This window comes from Kaistella sp. (assembly GCF_049588135.1).
GTDB lineage: Bacteria > Bacteroidota > Bacteroidia > Flavobacteriales > Weeksellaceae > Kaistella.
Genome location: NZ_JBAVFG010000113.1, coordinates 1 through 21,927 on the forward strand (window position 1 = coordinate 1; position 21,927 = coordinate 21,927).

A 21,927-nucleotide genomic window follows, 5' to 3' on the forward strand; every position below is an offset into this window, starting at 1 on the left:
ATTAATTATCCATATCAACATCTTATAATTTGAAATTTATTACCGTTAATCATTTCTTGTTTAGACTCTTTTGAATCCGCTCTACAAATTCAAAAGCGGCTGGACATATCACGGTATTCTGAATGGTTAAATTATTAATCTGATAGATTTTCTTCCGGTCTGTATGTGGGAATTCGCGGCAAGCTTTCGGGCGAACTTCATAGATAGAACAGGCATTATCATCATTTAGAAACCAACAAGGAAGATTTTGCAAAACTTTATCCTGATCCTCGTCAATCCGCAAAAATTGACTTTCGAAATCGGCAATTTTCATTTTTAAATGTTTGGCAATTCTTTCGATATCTTTTTCCGTAAAAAGTGGACCCGTGGTTTTGCAACAGTTGGCACATTGCAGGCAATCTATTTTTTCGAAAACCTCATCATGAGTTTCCTGTACGATATAATCGAGATTTTTGGGTGGTTTTTTCTTCAGCCCATCCAGAAATTTTTTATGCTCTTTTTGTTTTTGAAGAGCCTGAGTTTTATAGAATTCTAAATTCATAATTTACTAAATGGAATAGGGAGAATAAGGAGTATAAGAATCGATTAAATCTAGATTCAAGATGGTTGTTTTTTTGTTCTTTGATGGTTTATACATCATATTAAATTTTTGAGCAAAAACAATTTCTTTTTCCTGAGATGCGTAAGAAGTCCGCTGCACCACGGTATTAGAAAACACTTCATCGAATGCCCGAATGTGCGCAAATATTTCGACATCCATTGTTTCAAAGTTTTCTTTTGTCAACTCAAAAAAAGGAGAATGTTCATCAATCTTATGAACGATAGTCCAGTTAAGGGAAAGGGTATCGATTTGACTGAGTTGCGTTTTTAAAGTAAAAAATTTACTCATTAATTCTTTCTTATCATCCATCACCTCCATAGCACAAGTGAGCACAACTTGAGCATCGGTTAAAACATTATTTTTAAAGGGTGCCAATCTGAACATTAAAGCAGTGCTCTCGTGGTAAGGAACTATTAAAGCTATTTTGCTGAATTTCAAAAATGCCCGAGGTCGCGAAAATCTTCCGTAGAACAAACCTGTGGCAATTGCAAAACCCAGTAATCCTAAAAAAGCTTCGAAAGTAGCCACCATGCTTGCTAAAAATCCAAGGGGTGCAATTCTGCCATATCCTACGGTGGTAAAGGTTTGGGCACTGAAAAAGAAAACATCGGTAAATTCATTGAGCCGTGTACTTTCATCAATTCCAGTAAGATGCTCGATGCCAATACTATAATAAACCAATGCGAAAAATATATTCGCCAAAATATATCCGAAAACTAAAAAAAAAATAAATTTCCCGGAAGGTAAATTCAATAAGGTATGATACCAACTGTATTTTTCTAATGGATTTGACAAACCCGCTCGTTTGACATTCGGTGTTCCGTTTTTATTTACAAACCTACCACTGGCACTGGAACTGAAGCCACTGTCATCACGGGACTGTAATTTGGAAAGTCGATCTTTTAGAGTTGCCATCCTGCAAAATTAGTTGAAAATTGGGGAACTGAGGTTTATTTGAGACAAAATCTGCGGCCGTGATAGTAGCGGTTACCCCACAAGGAGGTGACAGAACGAAGTGGAGTCACCGACTGAGGAGTATGAGCGGATAGCACGAATTGTCCGCCCAAATCAAAAACAGTAATTGTAATCATTAGAGTTCACTGAAAATTTTCACTAATTTTGGACTATGAAAAATTTGGAAACAAGAAAAGATATTGAAGATTTGGTGAATCGATTTTACGATAAAGTTCAGAAAGATGAAACGATTGGATTCTTTTTTAATGACGTGGCAAAAGTCGATTGGTCTCACCACTTGCCGAAAATGTATTCGTTTTGGGAAACGCTACTATTTGGGCAAATTTCTTACAAAGGAAATCCTATGGCGATACATTTTCCCATTAATGCTGAAGTCCCAATGGAAAAATTTCATTTCGAGCATTGGATCAAGTTATGGATCGAAACCGTAGAAGAAAACTTCACAGGCGAAATGGCGGAATTAGCGATTTACAAAGCAAAAAACATCGCCAATTTAATGGCTCATAAAATGGAGGTTGCAAGAAAACTTAACTAATTACGGTACAATCACCGTAAAAATATATGCCGCCAAATTCACTAAAAGTACCGTTCCGTATAAATGATTGGTTTTCCCACGACTAAGCGACATCATTACAATGAATACTGATAAGGCAAGTAAGATAATGGATTTCATGTCGAGTCCTAAAACAAAAGGAATATCGTAAATAAGACACACCACCGAAATAGCAGGAATCGTTAATCCAACACTCGCCAATGCCGAACCTAAACCCAAATTAATAGAAGACTGAATTTGATTGTTTCGCGCTGCGCGGATTGCAGCTAAACCTTCAGGAAGCAATACTACAAATGCAATAATTACTCCGACCAATTCGTGCGGTGCGCCGATGCTTTCAACAAATTCTTCGATTACTGGCGAAAGTCCTTTTGCCATAAAAATTACCACTGCCAAACAAATAATTAATAAAAATAAACTTACTAAAGTTTTAAGAATTGAAGGCGGATCCGCTTCATGAGCAGTTTGATCATGATCTTCGGTAACAAAATAATTTCGGTGTCGAACGTTTTGGAACATCAAGAAAGTACCATAAATTGTAAGACATGCGAGCGCCACAAAAACCAGTTGCGCTTCGCTATAAAAAGGGCCGTGTTCTGTAGAAGTATAATTGGGAAGAATGAGTGTTAGAACCAAAATAGCCACCAAGCTCACCAAATAAGTTGTTGCCGAATTAGCGATAAAAAACTGTTCTTTATATTTTCGGCTCCCGACCCAAATACAAATTCCGAGAATCCCGTTAAGGATAATCATTACCGCTGCAAAAACCGTATCTCGGGCGTAAGTGAGTGCCCCTTCGCCACCGGAAAGCATGAAAGAGATAATTAAACCTACCTCTAAGATTGTAATACAAATCGCAAGAATCACCGTTCCGTAAGGCTCGCCAACTTTATGCGCCACCACTTCGGCATGATGCACTGCAGCCATAACACTTGAAAACAAAAGTATTGCACCAATAATATTGGTAAAAAGAGTATTATTTAGAAAGCCAAAAAGATAGAAAGCTGCAGCTATAATTGGGACAATTACCGTCCAGTGAATAAGGTTTTTTATTTTCATATTTCGATTTGTGATAAGTTAAAAAAAATAATTTATAAATGAAATTTTGAAACAAAATTTAACTTAATTGTAACATTGTTTTCCACCACCAATAATCCTGAAAATCGGTAAACATGTGAAAAAGCAAACCTATTGCTATAATTTTATAATTTCCTTTCAAAAAAAAGCTCCAAAAAAATACAACCCAACCATCGGATAAGAATGCAAATAGTGATAACCAATACTATTTCTATTCGGATCGAAAAATCGATTAGCAAAAACGCAATCCAAATCGACCAACATGGTTGCAAGCATAATAAAATAGGCTTTTCGCCAATTATTTTTAAAAAAATATTTTCGCAATAAAAACAGGAAAAATAAAATGCAAAAAGTAATGAATAATTTCCCTGATGTAAAAAACGTCTCCCGTTAAATTCGTCCTTTTAAGAAATCTTGTCGCAACTCTTCATCTAATTTTTCAATGGAATATCGCAATGAAGTTCGAGGCATTTGCTGATAGTTTTCGTACAAGAAATCCAAAAGTTCCTGTTCATTTTTTTTGCCCATTTCTCGTAGAAGCCAACCATTTGCTTTGTGCATTAAGTCGTGTTCGTGATTTAAATTTCTGATTGCTAATTTCTTAAGCAAATCAAAAGAGTTTTTTTTCACGTGAAACATTGTTGAAACAACTGCGATTCTTTTACTCCAAAGATTTTCTTCTTCAGATAAATCCAGCAGAATTGAATCATTTTGATTTTCAAAACAATAGCGTCCTAAAATTTTATAACAAGAAGTATCTACCAAATCCCAATTGTTGATATACTTTTTATTTTTCAAATAAAATTGAACGATTTCTTCTTTTTCTTTCGGGTCTTTTGATTTTTCAAATTTGAAAACCAGCATCAACAATGCACAAAATCGGTCTTCGTGAATTTCCGAAGACAGCAAGCTTTCTAATTCGTTTAATGAAATTCTGTTCCAATATTCTTTGGCAACCTTTCTTTGATCGGGAACGGTAACTCCAATAAACTGGTCACCTTCCGCATATTCTCCTTTTCCGGCTTTGAAAAACCTTGGGAAAAATGCGGCTTTCTCGGGGAGTGAAAGATCTTGGAGGGCGGATTTAATATCGTTAATCATTTTTTAAAAAATACTTTCACCGGTTTGGGTTGTAAATTCTTCTAGGAATTTCATGCCGCGATAAGAGTTTCCTTTCTCATTCAGCCTCGGACTCCAAACGGCGATGCAATATTTCTGTGGTAAAATTGCTACAATCCCACCTCCAACTCCACTTTTGCCAGGCAAACCTACCAGAAAAGAAAATTCTCCCGATTCATCATAAAATCCGCATGTGAGCAAAATTGCATTGATTCTTTTGGCTTTACTATAAGATAGAAACTGTTTATTACTAGAAGGTTTTTTACCTCCATTTGCTAAATATAAAAAACTATTACTCAGCTGCTTACAGGTCATTTCAATCGAGCAAAGATGGCAATAAAGTTCAATGACCGCATCTGGTTGATTTTTGATATTTCCAAAAGATTTCATAAAATTACACATAGCTGCATTTCTGAAACTATTTTCCATTTCACTTGACGCTACTTTTTCATTAAAGAAAATTTGATGATCTTCTGAAAGATCACGGATGAAATGAAGCAATTCTTCTTTTGGGTTTTCGGAAATTTCCAATAATATATCACAAATTACCAATGCACCCGCATTGATAAAAGGGTTTCGCGGAATCCCATGATCGGCTTCTAACTGGATCAAAGAATTAAATGCATTTCCCGATGGCTCTACATCTACTCTTTCCCAAAGTTTTTCACCCAATTTCTCATACACAAAAGACAATGCAAAAACTTTGGAAATACTTTGTATTGAAAATTTCTCCTCAAAATCTCCACATCCAAAAGTATTTAGATCTAAATCTGTAAAATTTACGCCAAATTTACTTTCGTCAATACAAGCAATTTCTGGAATGTAATCCGGAACTTTACCTTTGTTTTCCTTCTGTAAAATATCGCTATAGACATTTCTTATAATTTGTTGATAGTTTATTTTCATGTGGAAAAGCGGGAATTAGGTTCAGTTGGAATGACTAAAAAGGTGACAAATAATTGAGTTTTATTACAATAATTCATACATCAAAGTTTACTGCAAATCACCTTCCTCACCCTCTTCTTCATCGTGATATTCAAACAAGAAATCATTATAAGGAAACCTTGCAGTATGAATTTTCAAAACCTCATCATAAATCAGTTTCTTCATTTCCGGGAAATTCTCTTTAAGTAAAGCCGAAATAAATACGGTCGGATATTGTGATTTCGACATCCAGGTTTTCATCCATTCATCAAGAGAAATATTTTTTCTTGTTTCCGGCGTTAAATCGTCTTCTTCTTTTTTCTCGTAAGCAAATGCATCAATTTTATTGAAAACCATGATCATCGGTTTTTGATGGGCATTAATTTCCATTAAAGTTTGGTTCACAGAATTAATGTGATCTTCAAAACTTTCGTGGGAAATATCCACCACGTGAATCAACAAATCTGCTTCCCGAACTTCATCCAAAGTCGATTTAAAACTTTCCACCAATTGCGTTGGCAATTTCCTGATAAATCCAACGGTATCGGTTAATAAGAAAGGTAAATTCCCAATAACCACTTTTCTCACGGTCGTGTCTAAAGTCGCAAATAGTTTATTTTCAGCAAAAACATCAGACTTAGAAATAGCATTCATCAACGTAGATTTTCCAACATTGGTGTAACCAACCAACGCCACACGAACCATTTTACCACGGTTTTGTCGTTGGGTCGCCATCTGTTTATCGATGGTTTTCAGTTTCTCCTTTAATAATGTTATTCTATCACGAATAATCCTTCTATCGGTTTCAATTTCAGTTTCACCAGGACCACGCATTCCGATTCCACCTTTTTGCTTATCAAGGTGAGTCCACATTTTGCTTAATCTTGGGAGTAAATATTGATACTGAGCCAATTCCACCTGAGTTCTTGCGTAAGAAGTTTGGGCTCTTTGAGCAAAAATATCGAGAATTAGATTCGTTCTATCCAAGATTTTAACATCCTCCATTTCTTTTCCAAGATTCTTCAGTTGAGAAGGAGAAAGTTCGTCATCGAAAATTACGGTTCCGATTCCGTTTTCTTTTACATACTCTTTTATTTCCTGAGCTTTCCCACTTCCAATAAATGTTTTGGGATCCTGTTGCGTCAATTTCTGAGTGAATCTTTTGTCAATGGTTGCTCCTGCAGTCAACGCCAAAAACTCGAGTTCATCCATATATTCGATGAGCTTTTCTTCACTTTGATTTTGCGTAATTAAGCCTACTAAAACGGCTTTTTCGTATAAATGTTCTTTTTTGTCTAACATAAATTTCCTTTCGGCATTTGTACAAAGATAATACTTTGCTTTTCACCATTAAAAAATCTCAGATAAAATTACCTGAGATTTCTAATAATATTTATTAAACCTTAATCCCAATCTGCAGCGACAAACTTCATTTTCTCTCCTTTGGCATTGCTCAAAGTAAGGTAATGTCCATCAACTTTATAATTGGTCATGGTCGGAAGTTCTTTTGAAAAAGCAGATTCTAAATCCATTACTTTATCACAAAACATCATGGTGCTTCCAATAGCAGAAAATTTCACGGTTCCATTTGCATTAAAAGTTGCTGTACCAAACATATTGTTACAGCCCATGTTTGCAGAAAACTTTCCCGGTTCTTTTTCATTGGCAAGATTAAGATGCGCTTTGTTGCTCATCATTACCTCTTTGTTGAAGTTTTGAAATTCTACCAACATCCAATCTTTCTTTACATTTTGAGAAGCTTTGGTTTGGATGGTACAATTTGCCAATAATAAGAGTGCAAAAATGGCTACGAAACCTGATACTATTTTTTTCATATTTAAAAATTTCTTGTTTCTATTCCATATCTATGCCATCATTTTTTTTTAAATTTGAATCTAATTTTTAGAAAATGACCAACAATTTCATTTCTTTCAAAGCAATTATTTCACAGAACGGCACTATTAATGCGGCGTATGTAGAATTCCCTTTTTCTACTGAAGAATATTTTGGTAAAAAAGGACAAGTAAAAATAAAAGCAATATTTGATGATAAAATAGAATATCGTGGAAGTTTGGCAAAAATGAATGCCGATTTCCACCTGCTTGGCTTGACTCAGGAAATAAGAAAAAAACTGGGAAAGTCTTTTGGCGACGAGGTTTCTGTAAAACTTTGGGAAGACAAAGAAGAGCGAATTGTAGAAATACCCAACGATGTTGAAATTGTTTTTAATGAAAATTTAAAGGCAAAAGAATTATTTGATGCGATGAGTTATACGCACAGAAAAGAATATATTCGCTGGATTATGGAAGCCAAAAAACCCGAAACCCGCGAAAACAGAAAAGTGAAAATGATAGAAATGATTCTTGCCGGAAAAAAAGGAATATAATGGAAACTAAAAATTTGGAAACCGAAAGATTGCTGCTAAGTCCCATGAAAACTGATGATTCAGAATTTATTTTTGAATTATACAATTCCCCGAAATTTATTGAATTTATTGGCGACCGAAATATTAAATCAATTAAAGATGCTGAAAATTATATTACCAGTAAATTCTTGCCTCAATTCGAAAGATTAGGATATGGTAATTTTCTTATCACATTACAGTCTGATGGTACGAAAATTGGCGGCGTCGGCATTTTTGAACGTGAAGGTTTGGATGTTCAGGATATTGGTTTTTCTTTTTTGGAAGAATTTCAAGGGAAAGGTTATGGTTTCGAAGCCGCTTCTGAATTGATAAAAGTTGGATTTAATGAATGGGGGTTACAAAAAATAAGTGCAATTACTTCTAAAGAAAATATCGCATCACGAAAGTTAATTCAAAAGTTAGGTTTAAAATATTTGAAAACTGTTCAGATCCCCAATGATGACGAGGAATTGTTGTATTATGAAATGGCAAAATAATTTACAAAAAAAAGAACGTTCCCAATGAAACGTTCTTTTTTTATTTTAAAACTAAAAATTTAGTTTGGCTTCCAATCTACAACAGTGCGGATAAAAGTTTCAGCATTTTCTAGTGGAATATTTGGTAAAATCCCATGTCCAAGATTTGCGATATAACGGTCTTTCCCGAAACGGTTAATCATTTCTGTCACCATTTTTTTGATGGTTTCCGGTGAAGAGTTCAATCTGTTAGGATCAAAATTTCCTTGTAAAGTCATCGTGTGATTGGTAAGTGTTCTCGCCAATTCTGGTGTAATTGTCCAGTCAACGCCCAAAGCTGAAACTTTAGATAAAGTCATTTCTTCCAAAGCGAACCAACATCCTTTACCAAAAACTACAACGTGAGTTAATGGGCTTAGTGCTTCTACGATTTGGTTGATATATGGCCAAGAGAAAATCTGGTAATCTTCCGGCGACAAACAACCTCCCCAGGAATCAAATACCTGAACAGCCGAAACTCCTTTCTCTACTTTTCTTTTCAGATAAGCAATCGTAGTATCTGTAATTTTTTGCAATAATAAATGAGCAGCTTCTGGATTTCTAAAACAGAAACTTTTTGCAACATCCCAAGCTTTAGAACCTTTTCCTTCGATACAATAACAAAGGATTGTCCATGGTGAACCGGCAAAACCAATCAAAGGAATGTCATTATCGAGTTTTAATAAAGTTAATTCAATTGCATCAAAAACATATCCTAAAGCATCATCAACATTAGGAACTTCAATATTTTGAACATCTTCTAAAGTCCGAATCGGTTTTTCTAACCAAGGACCAACTCCGTCTCTCATCTCGAAATCCATTCCCATTGCTTGAGGAACAACCAAAATATCTGAGAATAAAATCGCAGCATCCAAAGGAAATCTGCGGATCGGCATCATGGTAATTTCCGAAGCCAATTCTGGCGTACGGCATCTGGTGAAGAAATCATATTCATCACGCATCGCACGAAACTCGGGAAGAAACCTGCCCGCTTGTCTCATCATCCAAACCGGCGGACGTTCTACTGTTTCGCCTCTTAATGCCTTTAAATATAAATCGTTTTTAATCATAATCTTTAAATAAAATCAGAAACCTAAGTTTCTTATTGGGAGTTGATTTGTGCTCCTTCTTTTTTAATCAATTTTAGCAAAGCACTTAGGTCGTTATCTTTGCCTATAAATATTTTTTGAGAGGTATATTTTTTAACTTCTGTAGCAGTGGTTTCGCCAATTGCGTAAATTTGCTTAAAGTCTAAATTGTTATTTTTAATAAAACTGCGGACTCCACTTGGTGAGAAAAACGCAATAGCATCGTGATTTCCCTCCATTTTAGGATATAGTAATTTTGTTTCATACACCACTACTTTTTTATAATCGATATTTTGCAACGGTAATTTTTCCTGAAGAATGTCTAACGCTAAATTTCCGCAAAAATGAATAAATTTTTCTTTTGAGCAATTTTCAATAAGAAAATCTGAAAGTTCTTTTGCGTTTTTTTTCATTTTAAAAACACCGAAACCATATTTTCTTAATTGTAATTTGGTTTTTTTTCCGACGCAATAAATTTTATTATAATTTCTTGCAGCGAAATTTTCATGAGGTTTAAAACCATTTCTAAAAAATGACTCTACCCCATTTACACTTGTAAAAATTAATGAATTATTTCCCAAATGAAACGGCGAAATATCAAGAAGATTGATTTTAATAACCTCTAAAAAATGACTTGAAAATCCGCTTCCGAGGACATCAGAAACTTCTTTCTCATCAAGTATTTTTGTAAACAGAATATTCATTAAAAATAAATTATCAATAATTTCTATTATATAATAGTGTGGCGAATACTACTGAAGGTGCAGCTTAATTTCTTGCATCAATTCTCTTCCGCCGTCTTTTAAAATTTTATGAGCCAATTTCTCACCGAAATTATCGTGATCATTCCAGGTAAAAATCTCGTCGATTTCCATGCATCTTTTACCATCCAAAGAACATAGTCTGCCGATAAATCGAACTTCATTTTCGTCATTAATTTCTGCAAAAGCGCCAATTGGTGCAGTACAACCTCCTTCTAAAGTTTGCAAAAAATTTCTTTCAATATCGATACATATATGGGTTTTTCGATCGTTAACTTCTTTGAAAAGCTCTTTGATTTCATGGTCATCGGCTCTTGCACAAACTGCAACAACTCCTTGTGCGGGCGCAGAAATCATCATTGGAAGAAATTCATAATCAACAGATAATCCCATTCTCTCAATGGCTGCCAAAGAGAATAACGTAGCATCAAAATCCTGTTCTTCTAATTTCTGAAGGCGAGTTTGCACGTTTCCGCGAATATCACAAAACTCGGTTTCAGGAAAATGCTTTGCCCAAAACGCACGACGTCTTAAACTGCTGGTCGCAATTTTAAGTTCATGCAATTCTTTATTCTTAGAAGTCGATTTTCTTACTAAAACATCTTGCGGGAAATCGCGTTTTAAAACAGCAATAATCTCAATGTTTTCAGGGAGCTGAGTTGGGATGTCTTTCAAAGAATGAACGGCAATATCCACTTCATTATTCAATAAAGCAATATCTAAATCCTTTGTAAAAACTCCGGTAATCCCCATTGCATAAAGCGGTTCGGTAAGATTCTTATCTCCAGTTGAAACAATCGGAGTGATATCGGTTTTGTAATTGTTATTTTGCAAATTTCTTGCAACTTCTCTTGCCTGCCACAATGCGAGCGGCGAGTTTCTTGTACCTATTTTAATGCTTCTCATGGAACTCTTTATTTGGTTGTTCTACTAAAATCTCGTGCATTAATTTACTAATTTCTTCTGCTTTCCAAGGATTATCGATGATATATTTTGCGAAACGATTGGTAATTTTCTGAATCATTTTATCAGAAAGTTGCATGTCATCCACTTCTACATAGTTATGCTTCTTATGAATTTTATGCATTTCATTGCGCTCCATATTTTTTAACATCGCTTTGAAATGATGAATATTGGGAGCCAATTTTCTTTTCTTTTCCCATTCCAGAAAATCTTTGGTCATTTCTTTAATAATCTCCTCGGCTTTTGGGATTTCTTTTTGACGCTGCACCATCGTCTCATTGATATGAACAGACAGCTGATCGATATCCACTAAACTTACATTTTCGTTCTCCGTAACATTTTTCTCCACATTATTTGGAATAGAAAGATCGATGATTAAAGTTTCTTTCCCATTCGGAAAATGCGATTTATTAATAATCGGATGCTGGGCTCCAGTTGCGACAATCAAAATATCTGTTTTATTCAACTCATTTGTTAATTGGTCGAATTCGATATGAGGGATTTTATATTTTTCTGCAATCTTTTCTGCCTTTTCTGCAGTTCTGTTTGCTATTTTTACATTGGGTTTATACACATGTTTTACCAAATTCTCAACGGTATTTTGTCCGATTTCTCCAACCCCAAGAAGCAGAATGTTTTTATCAGAAATTTGGATTTGATTTTTCAAGATGTAATGAACCGCAGCATAAGAAACCGAAGCAGCTCCGTTAGAAATCCCTGTTTCGTTTTTAATTCTTTTCGAAATTTGAATGGCAGAATTGATGGATCTTTCTAAAAAAGGATTCGAATTTTTCTTTTCTTTTTTAAAACGGTGGTAGGCATTTTTGATTTGTCCTATGATTTCAAAATCACCAATAATCTGACTTTCTAAACCGGCAGCAACTCGAAAAAGATGGTTAAGTGCTTCTTCCCGTTTTAGAATATTAACATACTTCATGAAATCGGTGATGCTTACTCCAACTGTTTTGCAGTATAATTCGGCAATTAAAAGATAATTTTGGGTGGTGGTATAAATTTCGGTTCGGTTACAAGTAGAAACCACGAATGCATCACCCAAATTCATATTATGAATTTCGTTGACGAAATGTTTTACATTGTCATCGAAAAACGCAAATTTGCCCCGTATTTCTGCATCAGCTTTCTCAAAACTGACGCTTAGAACGGCGAAATTAGCGGTTTGATGAATGTTATTTTCCTTAATCATAGAGCAATCGCAAATTTAAGGTTTTAAATTGAATTGATGAAGGGTATCAAATATGAAGATTATCACCTTCAGTCAGAAAAACCATTCATTTTCTTTTAGAAATGAAATATTTTGGTAATTAAAAGGTTATCAAAGAATAATAAGGAAATTTTAATAAAAATTTAACCAAAATTAGGATCAATCTAATTTTTAGAACGGTTCTAAATTTATATCTTTGTCCACTATAAAAATTTAGCATAAAAATGGGGTTATTTGATATGTTCACGCAAGATATTGCGATTGATTTAGGAACTGCGAACACGTTAATTATACACAATAATAAAATTGTAGTAGATCAACCATCGATTGTAGCAATCGAGCGTTCGACAGGAAAACCAATTGCAGTTGGAGAGAAGGCAAAACACATGCAGGGGAAAACGCATGAAGATATAAAAACAATCAGACCTTTGAAAGATGGCGTAATCGCTGATTTTCACGCGTCTGAACACATGATAAAAGAGTTCATTAAGCAAATTCCCGGTATTAAAGGGAAGCTTTTTCAACCGACTTTAAAGATTGTTATTTGTATTCCGTCTGGCATTACCGAAGTTGAAAAACGTGCGGTAAGAGACTCTGCACAGAAAGTAAATGCAAAAGAAGTTCGTTTGATTTATGAACCAATGGCAGCAGCAATCGGTGTAGGAATCGATGTGCAAAAACCAGAGGGAAATATGATCATTGACATAGGCGGTGGTACAACTGAAATCGCTGTGGTTGCTCTTGGAGGAATCGTTTGCGACAAATCTGTGAAAATTGCTGGAGATGTATTTACCAATGATATCGCTTACTATTTAAGAACGCATCACAATTTATATATTGGTGAAAGAACTGCTGAAAGAATAAAAATCGAAGTAGGTTCTGCTGTGGAAGATCTTGATGTTGACATTGAAGATATTCCAGTTCAAGGACGTGATTTAATTACTGGTAAACCAAAAGAAATTATGGTGAACTATAAAGAAATCGCTCGCGCTTTGGATAAATCAATTGTTAGAATTGAAGATGCAGTAATGGAAACACTTTCATTAACTCCACCAGAATTGGCTGCTGATATCTACAAAACAGGAATTTACCTTGCAGGAGGAGGAGCTTTGTTAAGAGGTCTTGCAGACAGACTTCACAAGAAAACTGGACTTCCTGTTTTCGTAGCAGAAGATCCATTAAGAGCGGTTGTTCGAGGAACAGGGATTGCTTTGAAAAACATGGATAAATTCAACTTCTTAATTAAATAGGTAATCACTTTTTTACGAAACTAAACAGATGGGGTTTTTGCTGAGATTATTTTCGAAAAACGGCTTATTCGTTTTCTTTATATTTCTGCAACTCATAGCTATTGTATTGATTTTCAGTAGAAACTCGATGCAACAGTCGTGGATTGCGGGACAATCTGCTGCCTTTAATTCTTGGGTTTCTGGTTATATCGATGAAGGTGCTTCTTACCTAAAATTGAAACAAACCAATGATCAACTGGTCGCCCAAAATAAAAGTTTGATGAAACAGCTCTATGGCAAAGGACATGCAACGAATCCTGAATTTCGTAAAGTGCACGACACTATTGGAGGTGGACAAATCTATACTTTTGTTGATGGTGAAATCGTATTTAACAGCATCAATAGAAAAGATAATTACTTTACCATTAACCGTGGAAAGAGAGATGGTGTTATGCCTAAAATGGGCGTTATGGCCCCTCAGGGAATTGCAGGAATCGTCATCAATACAACTGACTCTTATTCGTTGGTACAATCAATTTTAAGTCAAAATAAAATTAAAATTAATGCGTCGCTCAAAAAATCCGGTTATTTCGGAACATTAACCTGGCGAGGCGATGACTCCCGAATTATGCATCTTTCTGATGTACCGAAATATGTTCCGCTTCAAGTTGGGGACACCATCGTAACCGACGGCAAATCTGCTATTTTCCCACAAGGTATTATGATCGGAAAAATTGCCGGTTATGAAGTAGATAATAAAACAGGCTTCTGGGATATCTCGGTAGAACTGAGTGAAAAGATGGGAAACCTCAGTAAAATATATGTGGTGAAAAATCTGAAAAAAGCAGAAGTCCGTAAAATTGAAGATACTTTGCAAGCGACTATAAAAAGAGAAAAATGATAAGTAGAACACTTTTTACAGATATCCTGATTATTGTTTTGCTCATCGCATTGCAAATTTTTGTGCTTAATCGTATCACCCTTTTTGGAAAATATACGCCGGTAATATATCCGGTATTCGTTATGTTTTATCCATTCTTTCGAAATAAATACCAGTTCCTGCTATTGAGTTTTATTTTGGGATTAGGGATTGATGCCTTTTTGTACACTTGGGGGATTAATGCTTTTGCCACCGTGATTATTGCCTATTTCAGAACCCTAATTTTCAGAACTTCTACCGATACTTCTACGGATTTTTTCTCTTTTCAGTCTTTGCAATGGTCGCAGTTTTTCCTGTTTATCTTTACGAGTATTTTTATTCATCAGACACTTGTTCAATATATTGAAATCTTTAAATTCAGTAGATTTTTCGATATCTTCTTAAATGTTTTGGCAACGAGTGCAATTTCATTTATCTTTATCATTATTTATGCTTTAGCATTTAAAATCAAACAAAAAGTCTGAAACCACAATTTTTAAAAATCTCCGTTCTCTTATCCATCATTGCAATAATCTTTATAGCAAGGCTTGCTTATTTGCAATTGTTTACAGACCGATATGCACTGAATGCTGCCAATACGTCCATTAAAACCGAATATATTATTCCACAACGCGGGGTAATATTTGACCGAAACGGAAAAATAATGGTGGGAAATCAGCCTTCTTATGAAATATCTTTTACTGCAGCATTATTAAAGCCAGACTTCGACACCATCGATTTTTGTAATTTGGTTAGAATTAGTAAAGCTGATTTCATTAAAAACATTAATTCCATTAAAAAGGAAAAATACTATTCAAAATTAACTCCCATGACTTTTATGAAAAATCTAAGTCGGGAAGATATTGCCAGAATACAAGAAATCATTTTTAAATATCCCGCATTCAGTATTGTCTCTCGACCTCAACGACAATATGAAGTTTCAACTTCCGGAAATCTTCTAGGCTATACAAATGAAGTTAATGAAAGGGAATTAAAAAAAGACTCTGTTTATTATCTTCCAGGAGATTTCATTGGGAAAACAGGAATTGAAAAATCTTACGAAAATGAACTTCGTGGCGTAAAGGGTGTTCAGTATATTCAAAAAGATATTCGCTTACGGAATATTGGTTCTTATAAAAATGGAGCGTTAGACAAAGAAGTCGTTACAGGTAAAGACATCAAGCTGACGATTGATTATGATCTACAGCGCATGGCAGAAGAAATGCTCGTCAACAAACAAGGTGCGATTGTAGCGATTGACCCAACTAATGGAGAAATTTTGGCACTAGCAACCGGTCCAGATATTGATCCAAATCTTTTTTCAGGTCCCGAAAAAACAAGAAACCTCTATCGCCTACAAATAGATACGGTTTATAACAATCGCCCTACTTTTGACCGATCTCTTCAGGCAGCTTATCCGCCAGGCTCTACTTTTAAATTACTTACTGCTGCTGCTGCGATGCAAATGGGAGTGATGGATGAAAATACTGTTTTCCCTTGTGGCGGTGGATTTAACTATCGAGGCTTACGTGTAAAAGGGCACGGTGGGGCAGATCCATTAATCCCAGCCATCCAAGTGTCAAGTAACTGTTATTTTTCTTACGCTTTTATTGCCATTATGAATAAATATCCTGGCGATCCAACACGTGGAGTGAATGAGTGGAAAAAAATCATGAGCAGTTTCGGGGTTGGCGAATTTCTCAATAATGATTTAGCAGTAGGATCTAAAGGAAGAATTCCGACCGGTGAGTTTTATGAAAAAAGAAGTGGCGGCAAAAAAGACTGGTCTTCTGCTTATACCATGAACGGTTCTATTTTTAATGGAATGGGGCAGGGTGATGTTTTGTTAACTCCTTTACAAATGGCTAATGCTGTAGCAGCAATCGTTAATCGAGGTTGGTATTTCACACCCCATATTGTAAAATCAATTGATGGGAAACCTAATCCAGATCCAAGATTTAAAGTAAAACATAAAACCTTGGTGGATCCGAAATATTTCGACCCTATTATTAAAGGAATGGAAGCTGTAGTTCTAAACGGAACGGCAAGAAGTTTAAAATCCAATGATTTTACCATGTTGGCGAAAACAGGAACAGCACAGGTTCCGCAAGGAAAAGACAATTCAATCTTTGTTTTAGCGGCACCAGCAGATCATCCGAAAATTGTAATTGCAGCTGTTATGGAACATGCTGGTTTTGGAGCAACTTGGGCAGGACCTGCGGCAGCAGTTATTGCAGAAAAATATTTGACAGGAGATTTGAAACGGGAACATCTGTATCAAAAATTAGTTAATGCGAGTTTTATGCCTGAGTATAAAAGGCAGTGGGATGTAGAGCTTAAAAGAAAGGGACTTTATAAAGAACCCAATAAAGACTCCGTAAATCTTAAAAGTATTGAAAATCGTTTGCGAACCACAAAAGATGATGAACAGAAAAAGCAACTTCTTTATAAGAAAGATTCTATTTTAAATAAATTAAAAAATAGCGCAAAAAGATGAAGTGGACACAAGGTATTGACAAATTAGGACTTTCTCTCTATTTCGTGCTGTGTGCTTTTGCTGTTGCAAATATCTATAGCGTGGAACCATCTAGTGGAACGAGACAAGCAGTTTGGTTTGGCGTTTCTATTTTCGTTGGTCTCATTATCTTTATGATGAGGGCTAAATTCTTTGAAAATACTTCGGGGATTATTTATATTGGCAGTGTACTTTTACTCCTTGGCTTGTTCCCGTTCGGTAAAGAAATTCTTGGACAAAAAAACTGGTATAAATTCGGAGCTGTCAGTTTACAGCCAGTAGAATTCGCCAAAATCGGAACTGCTTTAATGCTGGCGAATTATGTCTCTGGTCCCGATTTTAATTTAAAATATAAAAAATCACTCTGGACTTCATTAGCGATTATCGGAGTTCCTGGTGTAATTGTGTTAGCAATTCCAGATGTTGGTTCGCTACTTGTTTTCATAGCATTTTTTATCGCCTTATTTCGGGAAGGAATGTCAGGATGGGTTTTCGGTGTTGGATTAATTTTCGCCAGCGTTTTTCTAGTTGCACTCGCAATTGATCCAATTTATATTGTGGCTGCGATTGTTGTAATAGCGGCAATTGCTCTGTTTCTAAACTCCCAAAAAATTCATTGGAATGTTGTGTCTGTAGCAGCGATAATTGGTGGCGTCGGGATTCTTTGCGGATTAGCTTATGGCGCTCCCACAATTTTAGAGAAACTTCCCAAACACCAAAGAGAAAGAATAGAAGTTTTATACAAAGGCGAAAGAGCCTTCCGAGATACTTCTGGCTATAACCTACTCTATTCAAAAACAGCAATAGGTTCTGGCGGTTTTTTTGGCAAAGGTTATCGAGAAGGTTCGGTAACTCAGGGAAAATTCGTTCCGGAGCAAAGTACAGATTATATTTTTTGTACCGTTGGTGAAGAATGGGGCTTTTTTGGAAGCACAATGCTCGTCATCATTTATTCTATTTTTATTGGACGGATTTATTATTTATCAGAAAAACAAAAATCAACTTTTAACAGAGTCTTTGGATATTGTTTTGCTTCAATATTGCTGATGCACTTTTCGATTAATTTAGGAATGGTAATGGGTCTTTTCCCGACGGTAGGAATCCCTCTCCCGTTCTTTAGTTATGGTGGGAGTTCATTGCTCGCATTTTCAATGATGACCTTTATCTTCTTTAAACTGAATTATACCGATCGTAATAGTTTGGTTTAAACAAACATTAGACATTAGTAAATTTTATCCATCTTTCAATTCGCGAATACTATTTTCGGTTTCTGTACATTAAGCTTTTTTAATAAGAAACGAGTACCATCAAATCTTTATTAGAGACAAGGAGTTTTCCATCGTGAAAGTTCTTGGGAACAATTCTTTGTTTTGTTCATACCCTATAAAACAACCTCCTTAACAGAAATTCAAGATAAAAAGGCTGTCATTCTAGCCCCGATGGAAACGGCATCCCGCGAATTCGCGACTGCGATGAGTGGATACAGTTGACAGCAGGTCAGGATTTAATAAGAAACTGATCCGCTCTTAGTTGCTCTTGAATATAACGCCTAGTTTTAAACACAAAAAACCACCTAAGCAGGTGGTTTTTCTTAAGATATCAATTATCTATTTTTAATTATTTGCGATGTTACTATTGAAACCATCTTGTGATAATACTCTTTTAGCAAATCTGAATTTAGGTCCCCAATAGGAATCATCAAGAGAAGAAATCATTACTCCTTTGGAAGTTGCGGCGTGAATGAATTTTACTTCTCCATCTTCTGTTACATTTTCCACAATTCCTACATGTGAGATTCTACCTTTGCCATGTGAAAAAAATACTAAATCGCCTTTTTGAAGGTTATCTTTTTCTACTTTTTCTCCTTCCTGTGCTTGGGAAGCTGCTACTCTAGGCAAGCTCATTCCTGCTGTTGCACCGAAAACTGATAAAACGAACGCTGAACAGTCGATGCCTTTTCTGGTCATTCCACCATATCTATAAGGAGTTCCTAAATAGGTTTCTGCCTCAGCTAGAATATTATCTATTTTTTGTGAGAAACGAACTGCTTTTGCGATTTCTTCATTCTTAACAATCATTTCTAAACTTTTGGCTGCTGCCAATTGTTCATCCTTGAAACTGCCTAATAATTGTTCTTTTGCTACTGTAAGTTTCTTATTGTCTATCGACGCTAATTTGGCATTCGATTTGTATTCATTAGCGTAAGTCGCTGGTGTTGAAACTACATAATTGGTTACACAAGACTGCATTGATAATGTAGTGAACACAGCAGCACAATAAAACAAAATCCTTTTCTTCATATATATTTGATTACCTGTGTTAAAACTTATTATTTGTTTTTTAAAGCATTACAAAAGTAGGTATTCGAGCAAAACCGAGGGTGAAAACACCCTATTTGGACAGCCTCTTTAACACATTTTAACATTATTTTTACTAATGTTAAAAGAATATTCGTCGCAATCCCTTTATTTAAGGGGTTGCGATTTTATTTATATTATGATTCATTAACATTTATGCGTTTAGTCTATTGACTTTATTGTGTTTTTCTATAAAAGGAAAAAGCAATTTCTTAAACAAGAAAAAGCCCTAATAATAGGGCTTTACAGTTGATATTAATCTAATTTTATTTTGTAAACAAAAGTTCTCTGTATTTGGTTAAAGGCCATAACTCGTCATCAACCATCATTTCAAGTTCATCAGAGGAGTTCCTAATTTTAGCAAAAAATGGAATCACTTCTTCACAAAAAGACTCTGCCATTTCGCGAGAATTATTTTTTGATTTTGCATTATCAATAGCGGTAAGAAGATTCTCTACTTCAATTTTAATAACGCTTACATGCCCTGAAATATCCCTAATTAAACTCATTTGCTCTTTAGCTAACGTTTGATATTCAGCATCACCGAAGATTTCTTTTAAGCCTCTCACGTTTTCAATGAGACGGTTCTGATATTTAAGAGCACAAGGAATAATATGGTTTCTGGCAATATCAGCAATCACTCTTGCTTCAATAGCAATTACTGTAGAATATTTTTCTAATTTAATTTCGTTTCTTGCCTCCATTTCACGGTGGGTGTAAATGCCAAGCTCTTCGAACAATTCAATAAATTTAGGATCTAACTCTCTACTCAAAGCTTGTGGAGTTGTTTTTAAATTGTTCAATCCTCTTTCTGCAGCTTCAGCCGCCCACTCTTCTGAATAACCATCCCCTTCAAACATAATATTCTTAGCAGCTTTAATATATTCTCTTAATACATTAAAAATTGCTTCATCTTTTTTCAAACCTTCTTCTACCAAAGCATCAACTTCTATTTTGAAGGTTTTAAACTGTTTGGCTGCGATGGCATTCATCACCGTCATTACTTCTGCACAATTCGCAGAGGAGCCAACTGCTCTGATCTCAAATTTATTTCCTGTAAACGCAAATGGGGAAGTTCTGTTTCTATCGGTATTGTCTAATAAAATATTTGGAATTTTACCAACTACATTTAATTTAAGATCTGTCTTTTCTTCTGGAGAGAGTTTTCCATCTTTTACTTTTTCAAGTTCCTCCAAAACACCAAATAACTGCGAACCGATAAAAGCAGAGATAATCGCAGGTGGCGCTTCATTTGCACCCAATCGATGATCGTTACCCGCTGAAGCAATACTCACTCTTAATAAATCTGCATAATCATGCACCGCTTTTAGCGTGTTCACGAAGAAGGTTAAAAATTGCAAATTCTTTTTAGGATTCTTTCCTGGACTTAAAAGATTCTCACCAGTATCTGTTGCCAAACTCCAGTTATTATGTTTTCCACTTCCGTTCACTCCAGCAAATGGTTTTTCGTGGAATAAAATATGAAAATGGTGTTTGTGCGCAACTCTCGCCATTAAATCCATTAATAATGAATTGTGGTCAACCGCAACATTGACCTCTTCAAACATCGGAGCTAATTCAAACTGATTCGGAGCGACTTCGTTATGGCGAGTCGTTACCGGAATTCCTAATTGAATCGCTTTGATTTCTAATTCTTTCATGAAATTCATTACTCGTGTCGGAATCGACCCAAAGTAATGGTCATCTAACTGTTGACCTTTTGCCGGAGAATGTCCCAAAAGTGTTTTCCCAGTAATTACTAAATCTGGTCTTGATTGATACAACGCAGAATCTACTAAAAAATATTCTTGCTCCCAACCTAAAGTCGGAATTACTTTGGTTACATTTTTGTCAAAATAAGAGCGACAAATATCTGTTGCAGCTTCATCTACCGCATGCAACGCCCTAAGCAAAGGTGCTTTGTAATCTAAAGTCTCCCCAGTATAAGATATAAAAATTGAAGGAATACATAAAGTAGTTCCCATAATAAACGCAGGAGAAGTAGGATCCCAAGCCGTATAACCACGAGCTTCAAAAGTGTTTCTAATACCTCCGTTCGGAAATGAAGAAGCATCCGGTTCCTGCTGAATCAACATTCCACCAGCAAACCTTTCAATAGCACGATCGCTTTCGAAAGGAGTGAAAAACGAATCATGTTTTTCTGCAGTAGATCCCGTGAGTGGCTGAAACCAATGCGTATAATGAGTAACTCCTTTGCTTAAAGACCAATCTTTCATGGCTATTGCAATTTGATCCGCAACATCTCGCTGAATTTTCACTCCGCTTTTAATTGCATTCTGAATGGAGGTAAAAGCCTCTTTCGTCAAATACTCTCTCATGGTTTCCTCTGAGAAAACGTTTTCACAAAAAAGTGAAGATAATTTTGCAGGAACTTCCACTGCATTGTCTTTTCTATAATCTTTCTGAGAAAGCAACTCTAGCGCTTTAAATCTTAAATTTGACATTTGGGTTGTTTTTTATGGGGTAAAAATACAAAAAATATGAAAACAAAATCAGTTTACCTCTAAATTTATAGGGTCATCTGAAAATAAACATTTTTAATCAAGTAAATTCTCTTTAACTAAAATTAATATTATACCATCAAATAAAACATTAAACAGAATAAAGATTGATATGTATTCAGAATATTCAGTTTCCGACAGAAAAAACCCAAGGAACTGATTGCATCTCATCATTAACAAATT

22 protein-coding genes are annotated in these 21,927 nt (G+C 35.3%); 8 read left to right on the plus strand and 14 right to left on the minus strand.

Annotated elements, in window-relative coordinates; genetic code table 11:
* Window positions 1-49 precede the first annotated feature (49 nt).
* Together WBY99_RS06375 and WBY99_RS06380 are read right to left on the minus strand one after the other, a co-directional pair.
* The gene (locus WBY99_RS06375; protein WP_423975496.1) at window positions 50-541 is read right to left on the minus strand and encodes a YkgJ family cysteine cluster protein; all 492 of its coding nucleotides are present in this window, start codon (window positions 539-541) and stop codon (window positions 50-52) included.
* A 6-nt stretch (window positions 542-547) separates the two neighbouring features.
* Window positions 548-1,516 carry an ion channel gene (locus WBY99_RS06380; RefSeq protein ID WP_423975497.1) on the minus strand — a complete coding sequence of 323 codons (969 nt, stop codon included), beginning with the start codon at window positions 1,514-1,516 and terminating at the stop codon, window positions 548-550.
* 211 nt (window positions 1,517-1,727) lie between these two features.
* On the opposite strand from WBY99_RS06380, the gene WBY99_RS06385 reads away from it, so the two are divergent.
* Window positions 1,728-2,111, plus strand: coding sequence for a group III truncated hemoglobin (locus tag WBY99_RS06385; protein ID WP_423975498.1), 384 nt, complete (start codon window positions 1,728-1,730; stop codon window positions 2,109-2,111).
* Here the strand turns inward: WBY99_RS06385 and WBY99_RS06390 are convergent, their stop codons facing one another.
* The 6 genes from WBY99_RS06390 to WBY99_RS06415 all read right to left on the minus strand — a co-directional run bounded on the left by WBY99_RS06390 (window position 2,112) and on the right by WBY99_RS06415 (window position 7,084).
* Window positions 2,112-3,188: a calcium:proton antiporter gene (locus WBY99_RS06390; RefSeq protein WP_423975499.1), complete on the minus strand. Its 1,077-nt coding sequence runs from the start codon at window positions 3,186-3,188 to the stop codon at window positions 2,112-2,114.
* 156 nt (window positions 3,189-3,344) lie between these two features.
* Window positions 3,345-3,530: a DUF6122 family protein gene (locus WBY99_RS06395; protein ID WP_423975500.1), complete on the minus strand. Its 186-nt coding sequence runs from the start codon at window positions 3,528-3,530 to the stop codon at window positions 3,345-3,347.
* Between the two features lie 66 nt (window positions 3,531-3,596).
* Window positions 3,597-4,307 (minus strand): DNA alkylation repair protein, encoded by a 711-nt coding sequence (locus tag WBY99_RS06400; protein WP_423975501.1) that lies wholly within the window; start codon window positions 4,305-4,307, stop codon window positions 3,597-3,599.
* 3 nt (window positions 4,308-4,310) lie between these two features.
* The gene (locus WBY99_RS06405; RefSeq protein WP_423975534.1) at window positions 4,311-5,225 is read right to left on the minus strand and encodes a glutaminase; all 915 of its coding nucleotides are present in this window, start codon (window positions 5,223-5,225) and stop codon (window positions 4,311-4,313) included.
* Between the two features lie 93 nt (window positions 5,226-5,318).
* Window positions 5,319-6,551, minus strand: a complete 1,233-nt coding sequence (hflX, locus tag WBY99_RS06410) for a GTPase HflX (RefSeq protein ID WP_423975502.1) — start codon at window positions 6,549-6,551, stop codon at window positions 5,319-5,321.
* 101 nt (window positions 6,552-6,652) lie between these two features.
* Window positions 6,653-7,084 carry an META domain-containing protein gene (locus WBY99_RS06415; RefSeq protein ID WP_423975503.1) on the minus strand — a complete coding sequence of 144 codons (432 nt, stop codon included), beginning with the start codon at window positions 7,082-7,084 and terminating at the stop codon, window positions 6,653-6,655.
* A gap of 74 nt (window positions 7,085-7,158) precedes the next feature.
* Here WBY99_RS06415 and WBY99_RS06420 point away from each other — a divergent pair, with 74 nt between their 5' ends.
* Complete coding sequence (locus WBY99_RS06420; RefSeq protein ID WP_423975504.1) at window positions 7,159-7,635, plus strand: YdeI/OmpD-associated family protein; 477 nt, start codon at window positions 7,159-7,161, stop codon at window positions 7,633-7,635.
* Window positions 7,635-8,150 (plus strand): GNAT family N-acetyltransferase, encoded by a 516-nt coding sequence (locus WBY99_RS06425; RefSeq protein WP_423975505.1) that lies wholly within the window; start codon window positions 7,635-7,637, stop codon window positions 8,148-8,150. The genes WBY99_RS06420 and WBY99_RS06425 overlap by 1 nt, the downstream gene beginning before the upstream one ends.
* 59 nt (window positions 8,151-8,209) lie before the next feature.
* Here WBY99_RS06425 and hemE read toward each other — a convergent pair whose 3' ends face one another.
* The 4 genes from hemE to hemA are packed head-to-tail and all read right to left on the minus strand — an operon-like array spanning window position 8,210 to window position 12,184.
* Entirely contained in the window at window positions 8,210-9,238 is a 1,029-nt protein-coding gene (hemE, locus tag WBY99_RS06430) for a uroporphyrinogen decarboxylase (protein ID WP_423975506.1), read from the minus strand.
* Window positions 9,239-9,270: 32 nt separating this feature from the next.
* Window positions 9,271-9,960 carry a uroporphyrinogen-III synthase gene (locus tag WBY99_RS06435; RefSeq protein WP_423975507.1) on the minus strand — a complete coding sequence of 230 codons (690 nt, stop codon included), beginning with the start codon at window positions 9,958-9,960 and terminating at the stop codon, window positions 9,271-9,273.
* A gap of 48 nt (window positions 9,961-10,008) precedes the next feature.
* A complete protein-coding gene (hemC, locus tag WBY99_RS06440) occupies window positions 10,009-10,923 on the minus strand; it encodes a hydroxymethylbilane synthase (protein WP_423975508.1) in 915 nt (304 codons plus the stop codon).
* A complete protein-coding gene (gene hemA / locus WBY99_RS06445; protein ID WP_423975509.1) occupies window positions 10,910-12,184 on the minus strand; it encodes a glutamyl-tRNA reductase in 1,275 nt (424 codons plus the stop codon). Before hemA ends, hemC begins: the two co-directional genes overlap by 14 nt.
* 242 nt (window positions 12,185-12,426) lie before the next feature.
* Here hemA and WBY99_RS06450 point away from each other — a divergent pair, with 242 nt between their 5' ends.
* From WBY99_RS06450 to rodA, 5 genes are read left to right on the plus strand one after another with little or no spacing between them, the layout of a single operon-like run.
* Window positions 12,427-13,452, plus strand: a complete 1,026-nt coding sequence (locus WBY99_RS06450) for a rod shape-determining protein (protein WP_133439166.1) — start codon at window positions 12,427-12,429, stop codon at window positions 13,450-13,452.
* A gap of 28 nt (window positions 13,453-13,480) precedes the next feature.
* Complete coding sequence (mreC, locus tag WBY99_RS06455; protein WP_423975510.1) at window positions 13,481-14,332, plus strand: rod shape-determining protein MreC; 852 nt, start codon at window positions 13,481-13,483, stop codon at window positions 14,330-14,332.
* On the plus strand, window positions 14,329-14,835 hold the full coding sequence (locus WBY99_RS06460) for a rod shape-determining protein MreD (protein WP_423975511.1): 507 nt from the start codon (window positions 14,329-14,331) through the stop codon (window positions 14,833-14,835). Before mreC ends, WBY99_RS06460 begins: the two co-directional genes overlap by 4 nt.
* Window positions 14,832-16,847 (plus strand): penicillin-binding transpeptidase domain-containing protein, encoded by a 2,016-nt coding sequence (locus WBY99_RS06465; RefSeq protein ID WP_423975535.1) that lies wholly within the window; start codon window positions 14,832-14,834, stop codon window positions 16,845-16,847. The genes WBY99_RS06460 and WBY99_RS06465 overlap by 4 nt, the downstream gene beginning before the upstream one ends.
* Window positions 16,844-18,073: a rod shape-determining protein RodA gene (gene rodA / locus WBY99_RS06470; protein ID WP_423975512.1), complete on the plus strand. Its 1,230-nt coding sequence runs from the start codon at window positions 16,844-16,846 to the stop codon at window positions 18,071-18,073. Before WBY99_RS06465 ends, rodA begins: the two co-directional genes overlap by 4 nt.
* A 405-nt stretch (window positions 18,074-18,478) precedes the next feature.
* Here the strand turns inward: rodA and WBY99_RS06475 are convergent, their stop codons facing one another.
* A complete protein-coding gene (locus WBY99_RS06475) occupies window positions 18,479-19,165 on the minus strand; it encodes a C40 family peptidase (RefSeq protein ID WP_423975513.1) in 687 nt (228 codons plus the stop codon).
* 323 nt (window positions 19,166-19,488) lie between these two features.
* On the minus strand, window positions 19,489-21,687 hold the full coding sequence (locus tag WBY99_RS06480; protein WP_423975514.1) for a glutamine synthetase III: 2,199 nt from the start codon (window positions 21,685-21,687) through the stop codon (window positions 19,489-19,491).
* Window positions 21,688-21,927 lie beyond the last annotated feature (240 nt).

Excerpts from the sequence above, each read along its gene's own strand:
- WBY99_RS06475 (WP_423975513.1), bottom strand. The coding sequence starts at position 19,165 with ATGAAGAAAAGGATTTTGTTTTATTGTGCTGCTGTGTTCACTACATTA.
- WBY99_RS06425 (WP_423975505.1), top strand. The coding sequence starts at position 7,635 with ATGGAAACTAAAAATTTGGAAACCGAAAGATTGCTGCTAAGTCCCATG.
- WBY99_RS06435 (WP_423975507.1), bottom strand. The coding sequence starts at position 9,960 with ATGAATATTCTGTTTACAAAAATACTTGATGAGAAAGAAGTTTCTGAT.
- hflX (WP_423975502.1), bottom strand. The coding sequence starts at position 6,551 with ATGTTAGACAAAAAAGAACATTTATACGAAAAAGCCGTTTTAGTAGGC.
- hemA (WP_423975509.1), bottom strand. The coding sequence starts at position 12,184 with ATGATTAAGGAAAATAACATTCATCAAACCGCTAATTTCGCCGTTCTA.
- WBY99_RS06390 (WP_423975499.1), bottom strand. The coding sequence starts at position 3,188 with ATGAAAATAAAAAACCTTATTCACTGGACGGTAATTGTCCCAATTATA.
- WBY99_RS06380 (WP_423975497.1), bottom strand. The coding sequence starts at position 1,516 with ATGGCAACTCTAAAAGATCGACTTTCCAAATTACAGTCCCGTGATGAC.
- mreC (WP_423975510.1), top strand. The coding sequence starts at position 13,481 with ATGGGGTTTTTGCTGAGATTATTTTCGAAAAACGGCTTATTCGTTTTC.
- hemE (WP_423975506.1), bottom strand. The coding sequence starts at position 9,238 with ATGATTAAAAACGATTTATATTTAAAGGCATTAAGAGGCGAAACAGTA.
- WBY99_RS06415 (WP_423975503.1), bottom strand. The coding sequence starts at position 7,084 with ATGAAAAAAATAGTATCAGGTTTCGTAGCCATTTTTGCACTCTTATTA.
- rodA (WP_423975512.1), top strand. The coding sequence starts at position 16,844 with ATGAAGTGGACACAAGGTATTGACAAATTAGGACTTTCTCTCTATTTC.
- WBY99_RS06480 (WP_423975514.1), bottom strand. The coding sequence starts at position 21,687 with ATGTCAAATTTAAGATTTAAAGCGCTAGAGTTGCTTTCTCAGAAAGAT.
- WBY99_RS06420 (WP_423975504.1), top strand. The coding sequence starts at position 7,159 with ATGACCAACAATTTCATTTCTTTCAAAGCAATTATTTCACAGAACGGC.
- WBY99_RS06375 (WP_423975496.1), bottom strand. The coding sequence starts at position 541 with ATGAATTTAGAATTCTATAAAACTCAGGCTCTTCAAAAACAAAAAGAG.
- WBY99_RS06385 (WP_423975498.1), top strand. The coding sequence starts at position 1,728 with ATGAAAAATTTGGAAACAAGAAAAGATATTGAAGATTTGGTGAATCGA.
- WBY99_RS06400 (WP_423975501.1), bottom strand. The coding sequence starts at position 4,307 with ATGATTAACGATATTAAATCCGCCCTCCAAGATCTTTCACTCCCCGAG.
- hemC (WP_423975508.1), bottom strand. The coding sequence starts at position 10,923 with ATGAGAAGCATTAAAATAGGTACAAGAAACTCGCCGCTCGCATTGTGG.
- WBY99_RS06460 (WP_423975511.1), top strand. The coding sequence starts at position 14,329 with ATGATAAGTAGAACACTTTTTACAGATATCCTGATTATTGTTTTGCTC.
- WBY99_RS06450 (WP_133439166.1), top strand. The coding sequence starts at position 12,427 with ATGGGGTTATTTGATATGTTCACGCAAGATATTGCGATTGATTTAGGA.